We start from the raw sequence: 15,402 nt of genomic DNA, 5'->3' as shown, positions 1-15,402 counted from the left end.
ATGACCTCGTGCTGATAGCGGCGGTGTCCGACGACGGGAGCTGGCGGGGTTCCGGGCGGCTCCAGGCCCTGCGTCCCGACGGCACGCCCGCGTCCGAGCCGCACCTGGTCGCCGACCTGCCCACGGCGATCGCCGACCGGGAGGCCGCCGACCGCCCGCGCTGGGTCTGGGCGGCCACCGCCGACTGCTATCCCGCGTTGCTGCGGGCCGGGGTCAGGGTCCGCCGCTGCCACGACGTCGAGCTCACCGAGGCGCTGCTGCTCGGGCACGCGGGGCAGTGGGGTTCGCCGCGGTCGCTCGGCGCCGCCTTCGCCCGACTCACCGGTGCGCCCGTTCCGAGCGATCCGCCGCCGCGGATCGCCGAACCGCCGGGCTTCGCCCAGGCCGCGCTCTTCGAGGCCACCACCGGTCCGCCGGCAGCCGCCGGGCCCGTCGTGCTCGACGCCCTGACCAGGGTGTACGCGGACCAGCAGCGGCGCATCGTGGCGATCGGGCAGTCCGGGGGCCGGTCCCACGAGTCCGGGCGGTCCGGTCGTTTCGGGCTGCTGGTCGCCGCCGAGTCGGCGGGCGCCCTGGTCGGCGCCGAGATGGGCCATGCCGGCCTGCCGTGGCGCGGCGACCTCCACGACGAGCTCCTGCGCGACCTGCTCGGGCCGCCGCAGCCGGTCGGGCCACCCCGCCGACTGGCCGAACTGGCCGCCGAGATCAACGCCGCGTTCGGGATGCGTGGCCTGCACCCCGACTCCCCGGCCGAGGTGCTGCGCGCCTTCGCCCGCGCCGGCATCGACATCCCCAACACCCGCGCCTGGGTGCTGCGCCGAGTCGAACACCCGGCGGTCAAACCGCTGCTCGAATACAAGGAGCTCTACCGCATCTGGACGGCACACGGCTGGGCCTGGCGCGACGCCTGGGTCAGCGACGGCCGACTCCGCCCGGAGTACGTGCCCGGCGGCGTGGTGTCGGGCCGCTGGGCCACCCGAGGCGGCGGCGCCCTCCAGGTCCCCAAGGTGGTCCGCCGCGCCGTGGTGGCCGACCCCGGCTGGCAGTTCGTCGTCGCCGACGCCGGCCAACTGGAGCCACGGGTGCTGGCCGCCGTCTCCGGCGACACCCGCCTGGCGGCGGCCGGAGAAGCCGACGACCTCTACGCCGCCCTCGCGTCGGACGCCTTCGCCGGAGACCGCGGCAAGGCCAAAGTCGCCCTCCTCGGCGCTATGTACGGCCAGACCGGCGGCGCCGCGATCCCGGCCCTCGCGGTCCTGCGCCAGAGCTACCCGACGGCCTTCGAATACGTCGAGGCCGCCGCCCGCACCGGCGAAGCGGGCGGCCTGGTCCGTTCCTGGCTGGGCCGTACCTGCCCGCCGGCCTCCACCGCCTGGCGCGACGCGGGCCTCGACCCGCCCGAGGAATCAGGCAGCGCGGAGCTGCCCCAGGGCGGAGCCACAGGCCGCGCCCGAGGCCGCTTCACCCGCAACTTCGTCATCCAGGCCACAGCGGCCGAATGGGCCCTGGTCCTGCTCGCGACCCTGCGCACGGCGCTGGAAGGCATGCGGGCCGAGATCGTGCTGTTCGTCCACGACGAAGTGGGGGTGCACTGTCCCAAGGAGGAGACCGCGAAGGTGGTGGAGGCGGTCCGCGCGTCGGCCGGTCGCGCGGGAGAGCTGCTCTTCGGCGATGTCGCGGTCCGGTTCCCGCTCGACGTGTCGGTGGTCGAGTGCTACGCCGACGCGGCCTGACGGTCGACGGCCGGGGTCAGCGGCCCGCCGCGGCCGGGTACACCCGGAGCTCACCGTGCCGTGACAGCGTCGCGGACAGCTCGTCGGACCGGCCGCGCAGCGTGGCGTCGAGGAACGCGGCGCAGGTCAGTGTGGTCATCCGCACGCTTTCGGTCCGACCGAGAGAGCCCGCCACCGCGGGGACGGGTGGCAGATACAGCGGGCCGTCGGTGAAGGTGAGGTGTGCGCTACCGGGCACGCTGAGCTGGTAACTGGTCGCGCTGCCACGTTCCAGGACCCTCGACAGGCCGGCGACGTAATCGGCGTCGGCCTGGTCGATGACCGTGTGGGTGAGGGCCAGCACAGGCTGGTGCGGCGACGCCTGGTCCGCATTGAGACCACCGTCCAGGTTGATCACCGCGGCGAACCGGCTGTCCTGCTGAGCGGCGCGCATGGCGGCGGCCCCGCCGACGGAGTGGCCGGTCGCCGCCGCCCGCCCGATGTCGACGTGTCCGCTGAGCGGCCCGGTGAGCTCACCGCGATCGAGGCGGCCGAGCTGGGTGAGGACGAAACTGAGATCCGCGGCCCGCACCGCCGTCCAGCCGATCCTCCGTTTCTCATCCTCCTTCGGATCACCGCTGGCAGCGATCCGGGTCCGGACGCTACGGCCGTCGGCAAGCACGACCGCCGCCGAATCGTACGGATGGTCCACGCCCGCGACGAGATAGCCGCGGCTGGCCAGGTCCTCGGCCCACGCGGTGTTCTGGGTGCGTACGCCGCCGAGGCCCGGAGAGAACAGCACGACCGGAAAGCGACCGGCAGCTGGCGCCGCATCGAATGCCGCGTGGCTGCGGGCCCGCGGCAGCCCGTCGAGCAGGAGGGCGGGCACTCCGAGATAGTCGGCTGCCGCTGCGGCCACGGTGTCCGCTTCTCGCCGGGTCCGGCCGAGGTACCGCGCCCGCGGCATCTCCTGCGTGGCCGACTGCGCCGGATACCAGAGTTGCACGACCACGGTTCGCCGGTCACCAGCGTCCGGTGTGGCGGTCTCTTCGCGCTCGGCGTCGGTCCATTGCACCGTCATGGTGCCGACCGCGAAGGGCCCGGACGGTTCCGGGAACACCGGCACGGGCAGCGCCCAGGCGGCGGCCACGCCCGTGGCGATGAGGCCGACACACGCCACGGTGCCGAGCACGGCCAGCCACCGACGAACCCGCCAACCGGTACGCCCGCGGCGCCGGCGCACCATCCACACCACGCCGGCCGCCGCGCCGACGAGCAGGTCGACGGCCAGCACGAGGAGCAACTGCCAGCGCATTCCGATCCCGATCGAGGCCGCGGCGACCGCCACCACGACCACCGCGCCGCCCGCGACACGGCGGCGGCCGCGAGCGGACGGCAGCCAGCGAGCCAGCACGAGAGCAACCGACCCCAGCACGACGACGAATTCGGTCACGGCGAGATTGTCTTTCGCCCGCGCTGAGGGCACGCTGAGAATTCGCGTGGTTCCGCGGCCGTCGAGGGCTTAGCCTCCTCGAGGTGGTCACCCTGAATCGCGCGACCCTCAGCGGCGCGGAGCTGGACAGTCTCGACGAGATCTGTCGGTCCCAGCCGTCCTATTGGCGGTCCAGCGGCGACCAGGATCCGGACACGATGACCCGGGCCCAGATCGAGGCGATGCTGCGCGAGGACGCCGAGGCGGACGGATGCGAGACCGTGGTCGGCCGCGACTCCGACGGTCGGATCGTGGGCTTCGCCCAGCTCCTGCTGCGCCACCCCGAAGACGGTCACCCATGGATCGGGCTGCTGCTCGTAGATGGACGGTTGGGCCGCCGAGGCCACGGCCGGGCAATCGTCGCGGCCCTCGAAGACCGGTTCCGATCCGAGGGCGCGACCGCCATCCGCCTCGGCGTCCTGGTCGTCAACACCGAGGCGCAGCCATTCTGGGCCAAGCTCGGATACCGCCAGATCGACCTGCGACCGGATCGAGCCAAGGGCCGGCCCACCCTGGTGCTGGAGAAAACGCTGTAGCCCGCCCAGCTGGCGAACCTCACGTCGGTGAAACGCGGATCATCCCTGCATGCCGTAGGAAACACAAGCCCAGCTTGCGAAAGTGCGTACCGTAGGACCATCCCCGCGTGCGCGGGGAACCTGTCATCTACTGCAACGACAACGGCGTGATCCCGGGCGCACCCCCGCGTGTGCGGGGAGCAAGGCAGTGTGAACGACTTCCGCGCCGTCAAGCGAGGAGCATCCCCGCGGGCGCGGGGAACATGTGGTGACGGCGAACGTCACGTCCGCCAAGTGAGGGCCACTCCCGCGGGCGCGGGGAACAGAAGGTCGGCGTTCAGGACATGGACGATGAGCCGGGAGCACCCCCGCGTGTGCGAGGAACCCTCATTCGTGCCCGCGCCGAGTTTGGTCGGGATCGGACCATCCCCGCCTGCGCAAGCGGGGAGCAGGTGTCGAGCACCATCACCTTAGCCTCGGATCACCCCCGCGTGCGGGAGAGCGGCGGCCAAGACGACGGCGTGCTTCCGCTGTGGGGGCCACCCCCGCGTGTGCGGGGAGCATGCTTGCCTGCGGCTTGAAGATCATCGTTCGCATTTGATCGCGATCATTCTACATTCTTCGCGGGATCGGTTTCGGGCCGTGAATTGATCATGCGCCGGGATTTGTCGTACCCCGGTGCTTTCATTTTCGGCGTGAGAGCTGACGCGGTCCTGAGCGACGCCGCACGGGTGGTCTGGGGGAAGTCCGGCGATCTTGTGCGGCCTTTGCCATTGTGGCGGCATCTGGCGGACAGCGCCGATGTCGCCGGGTTGCTCTGGGACCGGTGGCTTCCCCGAACGGTCCGTGACCGGGTGAGTTCCGAGTTGCCGGCCGCCGAGGACGGGCGGCGGTTGGTGTGCTGGCTGGCGGGTGTTCATGACATCGGCAAGGCGACGCCGGCCTTCGCGAGTCAGGTGCCTCTCCTGGCGCGCCGGATGCAAGATCATGGCTTCGCCTTCGACTCCCGGGTGGATGCCGATCGTCGACTGGCGCCGCACGCCACGGCCGGTTTCCTCATTCTGTCCGACTGGTTGGGGTCTCGATGCGGCCGAGCTCCGGCCGACGCTCGCGCGTTGGCGGTCGTGGTCGGCGGCCATCACGGCCTGCCGCCGACGGACTCCGATCTCAAAGAGCTCATGGACCGCCCCTATCTGGTCGAATTCCAAGACCCTTGGCTTCGCGTACGCGACGAGTTGCTGGACTGGATCGCTGCCCGCGCCGGCGTGGACGAGCGGCTGCCGCACTGGGATGGAGTGGCGTTGTCCCAGCCGGTGCAGGCGCTGCTGACCGGCGTGGTCATCGTCGCTGACTGGATCGCCAGCAACGAGGATTACTTCCCGTACTCCATGGTGCTTCCCGACGGTGCGGCCCGGCTCGCCGCGGGCTGGGAAGGCTTGGATCTGCCCGCCCCTTGGCGGGCGGTGCCTCCGCCCGAGGGCGCGCACGATCTCTACGCGGCGCGGTTCGCTCTGCCAGAGGGTGCGCGGCCTCGGCCGGTGCAGGAAACCGTGGTGGAGGCGGCTCGGCGGATGCCGGCGCCGGGGTTGCTGGTCGTCGAGGCACCCATGGGGGAGGGGAAGACCGAGGCTGCCCTGGCCGCGGTGGAGATCCTGGCCGAGCGGACAGGTGCCGGCGGCTGCTTTGTCGCGCTGCCGACCCGAGCGACCAGTGACGCGATGTTCTCCCGGGTGCTCGAATGGCTGCGGCGCCTTCCCGACGCCGATACGGCCCGGGGCGCGCACGGCGTCGCACTGGCGCACGGCAAGGCTCGTCTGAACACCGAGTTCACCGCTCTGTACGAGGCGCCGCTGCCCTCGCAGGTCGGCGTCGACGACGGCGGTGCCGAGGTCGCCGCGCACCGGTGGCTCGCCGGTCGTAAGCGCACCATGTTGTCCGGCTTCGTCATCGGCACCATTGATCAGCTGCTGTTCACCGCGCTCAGGCAGCGACACCTGGTCCTGCGGCATCTGGGCCTCGCCGGGAAGGTGGTGGTGATCGACGAGGCCCACGCCTACGACGTCTACATGAGCCAGTATCTCGATCGCGCCCTGGAATGGCTGGGAGCGTATGGCGTCGCGGTGGTGGTCCTGTCGGCCACACTGCCGGCGCGCCGGCGTGCGGAGATGATGCGGGCCTACGACGACGGCCGATGGGCTCACCAGACCGGGGCTCACCAGACCGGGGTGCGGCGGGCCGGGGTGCGGCGGGCCGGGGTGCGGCGGGCCGGGGTGCGGCGGGGGCGGTCTCGCGAGCGGGCGTCGCGCTACCGGGCGCTCGGGGAAGACCTTCGCTACCCGCTGGTCAGCTTCACCGGCGACCGGGTCGGCAGCGGACGTGGAGACCCACTCAGCGGCGGTTCCACCGGTGATGACGACGGCGGTGGTGACGACGGCGGTGGTGACGACGGCGGTGGTGACGACGGCGGTGGTGACGACGGCGGTCGGGGTTGCGGCGGTGGGGGTGTTGGCGGGGGAGAGCCCACAGCGCTCGGCTGTGCGGCTTCGAGCCGCGCGTCCGTGGTCGACGTCGAGCATCACGATGACGACCCGACGGCGCTAGCGGCAACCCTGCGCGCCGCCCTGGCTGACGGCGGTTGTGCCGTGGTGATCCGCAATACCGTTTCCCGGGTTCAGCAGACGGCGGCGGTTCTCCGGCGTGAGTTCGGGTCGGAGATCGCGGTGTCGGTGGCGCATTCGCGATTCATCGGGCCCGATCGGGCCGCCAAGGACCGCTGGTTGCTGAGGACGTTCGGTTCTCCCGAGCATGTGCGTCGCAGCGGCGGGACGCGACCCTTCCGGCATGTCGTGGTCGCCAGTCAGGTGGCGGAGCAGTCCCTCGACATCGACTTCGACCTGCTGGTCACCGATCTGGCGCCGGTCGACCTGCTTCTGCAGCGCATCGGCCGGCTGCATCGCCATCGGCGTCCACCGAGGCCGGCGGCGGTGGCCCGGCCCCGGTGCCTGATCACCGGCGCGGACTGGACGACCGAGCCGCCCACGCCCGTGCGCGGCTCGGCTCGGGTGTACGACCTGTCCAGCCTGCTGCGGAGCGCCGCGGTGCTGTGGCCGTACCTGATGGGGCTCGGCCACCTCGGGGGCGGGCCGGTTCGGTTGCCGGATGACATTTCGCCGTTGGTGCAGGCCGCCTACGGCGGCGATCCGGTGGGGCCGGCGAGTTGGCAACCGGATCTGCGGGCGGCGGCGGATCTTTGCGCCGCCGAGGATGCCCAGCGGCGGCTGCGGGCGGACACGTATCGTCTCGGCCGGGTCGGCGCGGCCGGCACCGACCTCGTGGCCTGGCTCGCCGGCGACATCGGCGACGCCGAGAACGGGACGAGTGACGGGCGGGGTCGGGCGCATGTCCGCGACGACGGCCCGGACACCCTCGAGGTGCTGGTGCTGAGCCGTACCGATGAAGGGCTGTCGGTGGTGCCGTGGCTCGACGAGTGCGGCGGCCGGCTCGTGCCCACGGACGCGGCTCCACCTCCCGCGTTGGCGAGAGCGGTCGCGTCCTGCACGTTGGCGCTGCCGGCCGCGATGGTGTCCGGATCGGGGATGGCTCGGGTGATCGACGAGTTGAGGGGACGGACGTTCGTCAAGGCCTGGCAGCGAGATCCGTGGCTCGGCGGCGAGTTGATTCTCGATCTTGACGCGGACGGTCATGCGGAAGTCGCCGGCTTCGACGTGCATTACGACAGCGATGACGGTTTGCGCGTCGCGCGAATTACATCGCACGGGTGAATTCATGTTTGTCGGTAACGCGACTGCGAATGCGGGTGAAATTTCCGGTGTGGACGGTGGTGAACTGCGGAATCCCCGCCTGGGCGCGAGGAACACGTACCTCGATGAGGCAGTAGGGGATCACCCCACCGCACGGGTGGGAGGATTATCGAATAGCAGGTGAGGGAGTAGGTTCATCGCCCGTATCGACCCCATTGTGGGACGGAGAAGACTTCGCCATGAAGGACATCGGACCGACCTTCTCTTTGATCGATGAACCGTGGATCAGGGTGCTCGACCGGGGTGGCGGCCAACAGGTGGTCTCTTTGCTCCAGTTGCTCGCCGACTCGCACCGGTTTCGCGTCGTGGTCGGCGATCTCCCGACCCAGGCGCTCGCCATCCTACGACTGTCCCTGGCGGTGCTGCACCGTGCGACGGACGGGCCCGCCTCGGAACGTCAGTGGCGCGACCTGTGGCAGCGCGAGACCCTCCCCGCCGAGGAGATCGACGGATACCTGCGCGAACACCGGGATCGGTTCGATCTCCTGCATCCGGTGACGCCGTTCTACCAGGTGGCCGACCTGCGGACCGCCAAGGACGAACCCGCGGGGCTGGAGCGGCTGCTCGGGGATGTGCCCAACGGTGTGCCGTACCTCAGCGCCCGGCTCGGCGCCGACCTGCTGCGGATCACCCCGGCCGAGGCGGCGCGATGGCTGGTGCACTGCCAGGCCTTCGACACGTCCGGCATCAAGTCCGGTGCCGTCGGCGATCCGCGGGTCAAGGGCGGCAAGGGTTATCCGATCGGACCGGGCTGGTGTGGGGCCCTCGGCGGCGTCTTTCTCGAGGGATCCTCGCTTCGCGACACCCTGCTGCTGAACCTGTTGCCGGAGTCCTTCGCGCACGTTCACCGCGGCGACGACGACGCGCCGGCGTGGGAACGGGCGCCCCTGGGCCCGGCCGAGGAGGACGTTCGTGAGCGGGGACCGTACGGTCCGCTCAGTCTTTATACCTGGCAGTCCCGCCGGGTCAGGCTCTTCGGCGACGGGCGGGCCATCACCGGGGCGCTGATCGCCAACGGCGACAAGCTGGACCCGGCCGACAAGCACCGGGTCGAACCCATGACGGCCTGGCGGCGCAGCGAGACCAGGGAGAAGGAACTCAAGCGCACTCCGGTCTACCTGCCCTCCCGGCATGATCCGGGCCGTGCCCTCTGGCGCGGTCTCGAAGTCCTGCTACCGGCGACGCGCGGGGCCGGCGCCGCCCGGCTCGCGCCCGCGGTTGCCGAATGGCTCGCCAGCCTGCGTGTCAGCGGCAGCATCGCCGCGGATACGCGCGTGACCCTGCACGCGGTCGGCGCCGTCTACGGCACCCAGCAGTCGGTGGTCGAGCAGACCATTGAGGACGCCCTCACCATGCCGGTGCAGGCTTTCCACCCCGATGCCGCCCTGCGCACCCTGATCGTCGACGGCGCGGCCGACGCCGAAGCCGCCGTCCGCCACGTCCGCACGCTCGGCGCCAACCTCACCCGGGCCGCCGGAGCACGCGGGGATGCACCCACCCACGCGGGAGCGGTAGCGGCCGGTTCCGCGTTCGCCCTGCTGGATCAGCGTTTCCGGGCCTGGCTGGCAACCCTGCTGCCGGACACCGATCCGCTGCCGGCACGCCGCGACTGGCAACACATCGTCAAACGCGCCCTGCTGACCCTCGGCTCGTCGCTCGTCGCCCAGGCAGGTCCCGCGGCCTGGGCCGGCCGCGAGACCGGCGGCGACAGGTCGCAATTCCTGTGCTCCTCGCTGGCGGACCTGTGGTTCCGGCGCGGCCTCACCAAGACCCTTCCACTGGCCGTCGCGGCCCCTTCCCAGGAGGTGCCGGCATGACAGGCCCCCAGGAGGGTGCCGGCATGACAGGCCCCCAGGAGAGTGCCGGCATGACAAACCCGTCCACGCGGCCGCGCGTCCGCAGGCCCCGGCCGTTCGGCCAGCACGCCGCCCAGACGGTCTTCGCCCTGCAGAACCGCATGCTCGCCCGCCGCGATCCGGCCGCCGTCGCCGTCATGTCCAAGCTGCGCGGTGCCGTGACGAGACCGCCGGGATCCGAGTACGCCGTCCTCGACGTCACCGCCGTACCCGAGCGATTCTTCCGGAATGCCCCCGGTGACGCGCCGGTCGACGAGGAATGGGCCAAACACAGCGCGCTCACCCTGTACGCGGTGCATCAGCAGTCGCTCAGCGCCCCCATGCACGCCGACGGCGTCAGCCTCGGCTCGGCGGTCAGCAGGCTCGCCCGCGAAGCGGGCAGCAGCACGGCCGTGCGTCGCCGCTTCACCGCCCTGGGCAACGCCATGACCTACGACGCTCTGACCTACCACCTTCGCGGGCTGATCGGCCTGCTGAAGCAGCGGCGCATCCCGCTGGACTACGGCCTGCTCGCCGACGACCTGCTGGCCTTCCGGCATCCCGACGGCAGGGAGCGCGTCCGCGCCCTGTGGGGCCGCGACTTCTACCGCACCATGCCGAGCGCCACCGCCGAGGAGACTCCGTGACCCGCAGCATCATCGACGTCCACATCCTGCACACCGTGCCGCCGAGCAATCTCAACCGCGATGATTCCGGTTCCCCCAAGACCGCGATGTACGGCGGTGTGCGCCGCGCGCGGGTCTCCAGCCAGGCGTGGAAGCGCGCCGTACGGCTGGCGTTCGAGGAAATCCTGAACGACGCTGACCTGGGCGAACGCACCAAGCGGGTGGGCGAGGCGATCGCCGCCCGGATCAGCGGACTCGAACCGGCGCTGGCGGGCCAGGCCGCGACGCTCGCCACCGGGGTGTTGAAAGCCGCCGGGCTGGTCAAGAAGGAGCCCAAGAAGGACAAGCAAGCCGAGACGGACTACCTCCTCTTTCTCAGCCATCGCCAACAGCAGCGACTCGCCGAGCTCGCCGTGCAAGCCGCACACGAGGACACGACGGTCGACGCCCGCACCGCACGGGAAGCCGCGAACACCGCACACTCGATCGACATCGCCATGTTCGGTCGCATGGTCGCCGACGTCAGCGACATCAACGTCGACGCGGCCGTACAGGTCGCCCACGCGATCAGCGTGCACCGCGTGGAGAACGAGTTCGACTACTTCACCGCCGTCGACGACCGCAAATACGACATCCAGGAAAGCGGCGCCGGCATGATCGGCACGGTCGAATTCAACTCCTCGACCCTCTATCGGTACGCGACGATCGACGTCGACCGCCTCCACGACACCCTCGGCGATCCCGCCGCCACCCGCCGGGCCGTCGAGGCGTTCCTCCAGGCGTACGCGTTGAGCATGCCGACCGGGAAGCGCAACACGTTCGCCAACGGCACCCGTCCCGACGCGATCGTCGTGCAGCTCCGCGACACCCGGTCGATCAACCTCGTCGGCGCCTTCGAAGAGCCCGTCGGCCGCGCCGACGACACCAGCGGCCGCGTCGCCCAGGCCGCCCGCGCACTGGCGACCTACACCGCCGAGGTCCACGACGCGTACGGCGAGACGCCGGCCGCCAGCTGGGTCACCCACGTCGGCGACCGCACCAGGGATCTCGCCACGCTCGGCACCGTCCTACCCCTGAACCAGCTCACCGAGGCCGTCGGCGCCACGATCGCCGGACGGATCGGCAGCCGGCCGTGAGCGTCCTGCTGCTGCGCCTCGCCGGCCCGCTGCAAGCCTGGGGAACCCGCAGCCGCTTCGCGCACCGCCACACCGACATCGCCCCGAGCAAGAGCGGAGTCATCGGCATGCTCGCCGCCGCCCGGGGACTGAGGCGCACCGACCCGCTCACGGACCTGCTCGAGCTGCGGTTCGGGGTCCGCGTCGACCAGCCCGGCGACATCCTGCGCGACTTCCACGTGGCCCGCACCCTCGACGGCCGCACCAGCATGCCGCTGACCTACCGCCACTACCTGACCGACGCGGCCTTCCTCGCCGCCGTCAGCGGCGACCTCCCGATCCTCGACACCCTGCACCAGGCGCTGACACGTCCCCACTTTCCGCTGTTCCTCGGCCGGCGCTCATGCCCACCCGCGGGCGCGGTCAGCCTCGGCGTTCACGACGGCACGCTGCGCGAAAAGCTCACTACCTGGCCGTGGCAAGCCGCCGGCTGGCACCAGCGCAAGCTGCGCGGACACCCCACCGTACGCCTCGAGATCCTCCGCGACGCCGACCCCGGCGACACACTGACCGAAACCGCCGCCGACCAGCCCGTCAGCTTCGACCCCGGCCGTCGGCAACACGCCTGGCGGACGGTGGTCCGAGAACACGCCGACCTGACGAACCCCGCGCACCGGCCGGCCCCCGACCATGACCCGATGGACGTCCTCGAAGGATGGACATGTTCCTGACCCGCTTCCGCATCAACCCCGCCCGCCGCGACGCCCGCAAACTCCTCGGCTCCCCGCAGGTCATGCACGCCGCGGTCCTGGCTGGCTTCCCCCGCCCCGAGGACCACACCCGCCCGGCGGAGCGCACTCAGCCGCCGGGTCGCGCTGAGCTGCCGGGTCGCGCTGAGCTGCCGGGTCGCGGTGAGCTGCCGGGTCGCGGTGAGCTGCCGGGTCGCGGTGAGCTGCCGGGTCGCGCTCAGCCGCCGGCGCGCACTCTCTGGCGTCTCGATCAGGGTGCCGACAGCCGAGTGACGCTCTACATCGCGAGCCCCACCAAGCCGGATCTCACTCACCTGGTCGAGCAAGCGGGTTGGCCCACGACCGACACCTGGCTCACCAAGCCCTACCAGCCCTTCCTCGACATCCTCCAGGAAGGACAACAGTGGGCGTTCCGCCTCACGGCCAACCCGGTGCGCAACGGTCGCCCCGCCCAGGGCGGCGACACCCGAAGATACGGGCACGTCACCACCGACCATCAGATCCAATGGCTGCTGGCCAGGCAGCAGCGCAACGGCTTCGCGGTCGCCGACCAGAGCGACGGCCGCCCGAACCTGTCGTTGCACCGCCGGCAGACCCTGACCTTCGCCCACGGCCAGGGACAACGACCGGTCACGCTGGCCACGGCGACATTCGACGGAGTCCTGACGATTCAGGACGTGGTCCCGTTCCGCGGCATGCTGATGAGCGGCATCGGCCACGCCCGCGCCTACGGCTGCGGCCTGCTCACCCTCGCCCCACTCCGTCGGCAGTGAGCACCCGAGAAGCTGGCGGCCAAGGACCAGATGCACAAAGTGCCGCTCTCGAGCTACCTCATTGCAGGTCGGCAAGTGTGCTCCCCGCACGCGGGGGGATGGCCCCGACGGATAGGCGCTGAATCGGGTCTTGTCCGGGTGCTCCCCCGCACGCGCGGGGATGGCCCGGTGATGCCCGGGGTTGAGGCGGCCGTGGCCAAGTGCTCCCCGCACGCGCGGGGATGGCCCGAAGTCGCCTGTGCCCGGATCCCAGGTGCTGTAGTGCTCCCCGCACGCGCGGGGATGGCCCGTCGTGTCGCGCCAGGAGGTTGCCGATGCCGTAGTGCTCCCCACGGACGCGGGGGTGGGCCGACGTAGGTCAGTCCGATCGAGTTGGTGAAGCTCGCTCCCCGCGAACGCGGGGATGGCCCGTGGAATCCGGCGCACCACCCGCGGGACGTTCGGTGCTCCCCTCATGGGAGGGGTTGGCCCCACGGCCGTCCAGAACCCGGACGCGACAACGTGCTGCTCCCCGCGCACGCGGGGATAGAACTCCGGCAGCGGGCGCCCGGGTCGGGGTTGCTCCCGCGGGGGAGATCGTCGTCATAGCGCGCGTCGGCTTCCGGTGGGCAGAGTGATCCGATGTCGACGGCGCATTGGTATCGGGATTTTGCGGTGCGTGAGGCTCGGGGTCTCTCCCCGACATATGAAGCGCTGGCCATCGCGGTCAGCGCCGACAGGCGCGTGCTGGCGTTGTTGGACGGGCTGCCAGCGGATAAGCGCCAGCCCAACCTGCTGTTCGCCGCGGCCCGCTATCTGGGCGCCCCTATGGCCGTACCCGAGGAGTTTGGGTCCTGGGTGGTGCGGCATTGGTCGCAGTTGTCGGTGACGATGCGGCATCGCCGGACGCAGACCAACGAGCCGGCGCGCTGTGCCACCCTGCTGCCGCTTCTGGCTCGCCTGCCGCAGCCCCTTGCGCTGTTGGAGGTGGGCGCCTCCGCCGGGCTGTGCCTGTACCCGGACGCCTACCGGTATCGCTATCGCGATGACGCCTCGGTGCTCGGCCCCGCGGACAGCCCGGTGCTGCTCACCTGCTCGATCAACGGCGACGTCCCGTTGCCGAGTGCGGTGCCCACAGTGGTGTGGCGTGCGGGTATCGACCTCAATCCGCTCGACGTGGCGGACGACGACGACCTGCGCTGGCTCGAGGCGTTGATCTGGCCGGAGCAGCAGCCGCGGCGCGACCGACTGCACGCCGCCGCCCGCATCGCCCGCGCGGATCCGCCGTACCTGATCAAGGGTGATCTGCTCACCGATCTCCCGCCGCTCGCCGCCCAGGCGCCGGCGGACGCCACTCTGGTCATCTTCCACAGTGCTGTGTTGACCTATGTGCCGCCGGACGTTCGCGCCGCCTTCATTGAGCTTGTCCGCGGCCTGCGGGGACACTGGATTTCCAACGAGGGCGTGGGTGTTCTGCCGGACCTGGCGGCGACCGTCGACGTCGAGGGCGGCGGCCCGGCGAGGTTCTTGCTCTCCCTGGACGGCGAGCCCGTGGCTTTCACCGGACCGCACGGACAGGAGATCGACTGGCTCACTCCCGCGCGGCATGGAGCTGCCGGGTCGTCGTGAAGTCCTGGAGACACCACACCCGGCGACGGCCGGGCACGGACCGAAGATCCGCGCCCGGCCGCACAGGGGTCGACCGGGTGGTGCGGTCAGCTCAGGGGGCCGCGGACGTAGACCTTGTCCGGAGCGTTCGCGTTCCAGTTGGAGATGAAGGCGGCGTAGCGGCCGTCCGCGCTGATCCGCACCTGCCGGCCTTGGCCGAGCGTCGTCCGGCCCTGGAGGATGGACAGCCAGGTCAGCTTGCCGGTGTCAAGGTCGTGCAGGGCGGCGAATCCCTTGCTTCCGGGGGGCGCGAAGTACTCGAAGCCGACGTACCGGCCGTCGGCGCTCAGTGACGGCTCGCGGCTGGGCTCCTTCATCCCCGCGGTGATGTTGACCGTTGTCTTGTTCTCGAGGTCCCGGACGAAGATGTCTTCGACCCCGTTGGTGTCACCGGGCACCAGCGCGGTGGAGACCGAGGAGAAGGCGACGCGGCGACCGTCGGCGCTGATCGCGACGTAGTGGGGTGCCAGCAACAGGAAGGCGCTCTTCACCTCGGTGCCGTCCGGGGCGACGTTGACCCGGACCGTGGTGCCGGCGAGCAGGTCTCGGACGAACAGGTCGGCCTGGCCGTTGGTGTCGTCCGAAACCAGGTGTGAGGCGCTGGAGGCGAAGGCCACGAAGCGGCCGTCCGCGCTGAGCGCCGGGGCCGCCCGCTCCGTGAACAAGCTCTTCGAGTTGCTCGGCTCGCCGGTCGGGGACACCGTGGCCTCGACGGTCGTGCCGGTGCTCAGGTCGCGGACGAACACGTCCTGCACGGTGTTGGTGTGGCGGGCGACCAGGTTGGCCGCCGTGGACAGGAACGCCACCGAGGTGCCGTCCGCGCTGATCGCGGGGTTGGTGCTCACGCCGGTGGCTTGTTCGCCGGTGGTGGAGACGCTGGCGCGTACGGTGGTGCCGGCCTGGGTGTCGCGGATGAAGATGTCGCTGGCGGTGTTGGTGTCGTCGGTGACGAGGTTGATGGCGGTCGAGGCGAATGCCACGTAGCGGCCGTCCGCGCTGATCGTCGGGTTGGTGCTCGCGCCGGTGGCTTGTTCGCCGGTGGTGGAGACGCTGGCGCGTACGGTGGTGCCGGCCTGGGTGTCGCGGATGAAGATGTCGCTGGCGGTGTTGGTGTCGT

The 15,402-nt window shown here is 71.0% G+C and carries 11 protein-coding genes; 9 read left to right on the top strand and 2 right to left on the bottom strand.

Translation table 11 applies throughout. The features are described 5' to 3' along the window. The first annotated feature begins 8 nt into the window (after positions 1-8). Positions 9-1,733 (top strand): bifunctional 3'-5' exonuclease/DNA polymerase, encoded by a 1,725-nt coding sequence (locus tag AB0M36_RS30065; RefSeq protein ID WP_364164180.1) that lies wholly within the window; start codon positions 9-11, stop codon positions 1,731-1,733. Between the two features lie 16 nt (positions 1,734-1,749). Here AB0M36_RS30065 and AB0M36_RS30060 read toward each other — a convergent pair whose 3' ends face one another. Then, positions 1,750-3,165, bottom strand: coding sequence for a hypothetical protein (locus AB0M36_RS30060; protein WP_364164177.1), 1,416 nt, complete (start codon positions 3,163-3,165; stop codon positions 1,750-1,752). 83 nt (positions 3,166-3,248) lie between these two features. Here AB0M36_RS30060 and AB0M36_RS30055 point away from each other — a divergent pair, with 83 nt between their 5' ends. The 8 genes from AB0M36_RS30055 (at position 3,249) to AB0M36_RS30020 (ending at position 14,246) form a co-directional block, all read left to right on the top strand. Then, entirely contained in the window at positions 3,249-3,740 is a 492-nt protein-coding gene (locus AB0M36_RS30055; RefSeq protein WP_364164174.1) for a GNAT family N-acetyltransferase, read from the top strand. 674 nt (positions 3,741-4,414) lie between these two features. Beyond that, the gene (locus tag AB0M36_RS30050) at positions 4,415-7,501 is read left to right on the top strand and encodes a CRISPR-associated endonuclease Cas3'' (RefSeq protein WP_364164171.1); all 3,087 of its coding nucleotides are present in this window, start codon (positions 4,415-4,417) and stop codon (positions 7,499-7,501) included. 218 nt (positions 7,502-7,719) lie between these two features. Then, complete coding sequence (gene casA / locus AB0M36_RS30045; RefSeq protein ID WP_364164168.1) at positions 7,720-9,357, top strand: type I-E CRISPR-associated protein Cse1/CasA; 1,638 nt, start codon at positions 7,720-7,722, stop codon at positions 9,355-9,357. Next, on the top strand, positions 9,354-10,022 hold the full coding sequence (casB, locus tag AB0M36_RS30040) for a type I-E CRISPR-associated protein Cse2/CasB (protein ID WP_364164165.1): 669 nt from the start codon (positions 9,354-9,356) through the stop codon (positions 10,020-10,022). Before casA ends, casB begins: the two co-directional genes overlap by 4 nt. Next, positions 10,019-11,137, top strand: coding sequence for a type I-E CRISPR-associated protein Cas7/Cse4/CasC (gene cas7e, locus AB0M36_RS30035; protein WP_364164162.1), 1,119 nt, complete (start codon positions 10,019-10,021; stop codon positions 11,135-11,137). The genes casB and cas7e overlap by 4 nt, the downstream gene beginning before the upstream one ends. Next, positions 11,134-11,847 carry a type I-E CRISPR-associated protein Cas5/CasD gene (cas5e, locus tag AB0M36_RS30030; protein WP_364164159.1) on the top strand — a complete coding sequence of 238 codons (714 nt, stop codon included), beginning with the start codon at positions 11,134-11,136 and terminating at the stop codon, positions 11,845-11,847. Before cas7e ends, cas5e begins: the two co-directional genes overlap by 4 nt. Further along, entirely contained in the window at positions 11,838-12,638 is an 801-nt protein-coding gene (cas6e, locus tag AB0M36_RS30025) for a type I-E CRISPR-associated protein Cas6/Cse3/CasE (protein WP_364164156.1), read from the top strand. Before cas5e ends, cas6e begins: the two co-directional genes overlap by 10 nt. A gap of 621 nt (positions 12,639-13,259) precedes the next feature. Next, positions 13,260-14,246 carry a DUF2332 domain-containing protein gene (locus AB0M36_RS30020; RefSeq protein ID WP_364164153.1) on the top strand — a complete coding sequence of 329 codons (987 nt, stop codon included), beginning with the start codon at positions 13,260-13,262 and terminating at the stop codon, positions 14,244-14,246. 86 nt (positions 14,247-14,332) lie between these two features. On the opposite strand, the gene AB0M36_RS30015 is transcribed toward AB0M36_RS30020, so the two are convergent. After that, positions 14,333-15,402 (bottom strand): hypothetical protein (locus AB0M36_RS30015; RefSeq protein ID WP_364164150.1); only part of this gene is annotated, 1,070 nt, incomplete at its 5' end.

It is taken from the genome of Actinoplanes sp. NPDC051346, assembly GCF_040682215.1.
In the GTDB taxonomy this organism is placed as follows: domain Bacteria; phylum Actinomycetota; class Actinomycetes; order Mycobacteriales; family Micromonosporaceae; genus Actinoplanes.
Note: the sequence above shows the minus strand (reverse complement) of the source record. Positions and strands in the feature narration are given on the sequence as shown.

What these genes read in the sequence shown, in the direction of transcription:
- casA (WP_364164168.1), top strand. Translation starts at nt 7,720, where the DNA reads ATGAAGGACATCGGACCGACCTTCTCTTTGATCGATGAACCGTGGATC.
- casB (WP_364164165.1), top strand. Translation starts at nt 9,354, where the DNA reads ATGACAGGCCCCCAGGAGGGTGCCGGCATGACAGGCCCCCAGGAGAGT.
- cas6e (WP_364164156.1), top strand. Translation starts at nt 11,838, where the DNA reads ATGTTCCTGACCCGCTTCCGCATCAACCCCGCCCGCCGCGACGCCCGC.
- AB0M36_RS30020 (WP_364164153.1), top strand. Translation starts at nt 13,260, where the DNA reads ATGTCGACGGCGCATTGGTATCGGGATTTTGCGGTGCGTGAGGCTCGG.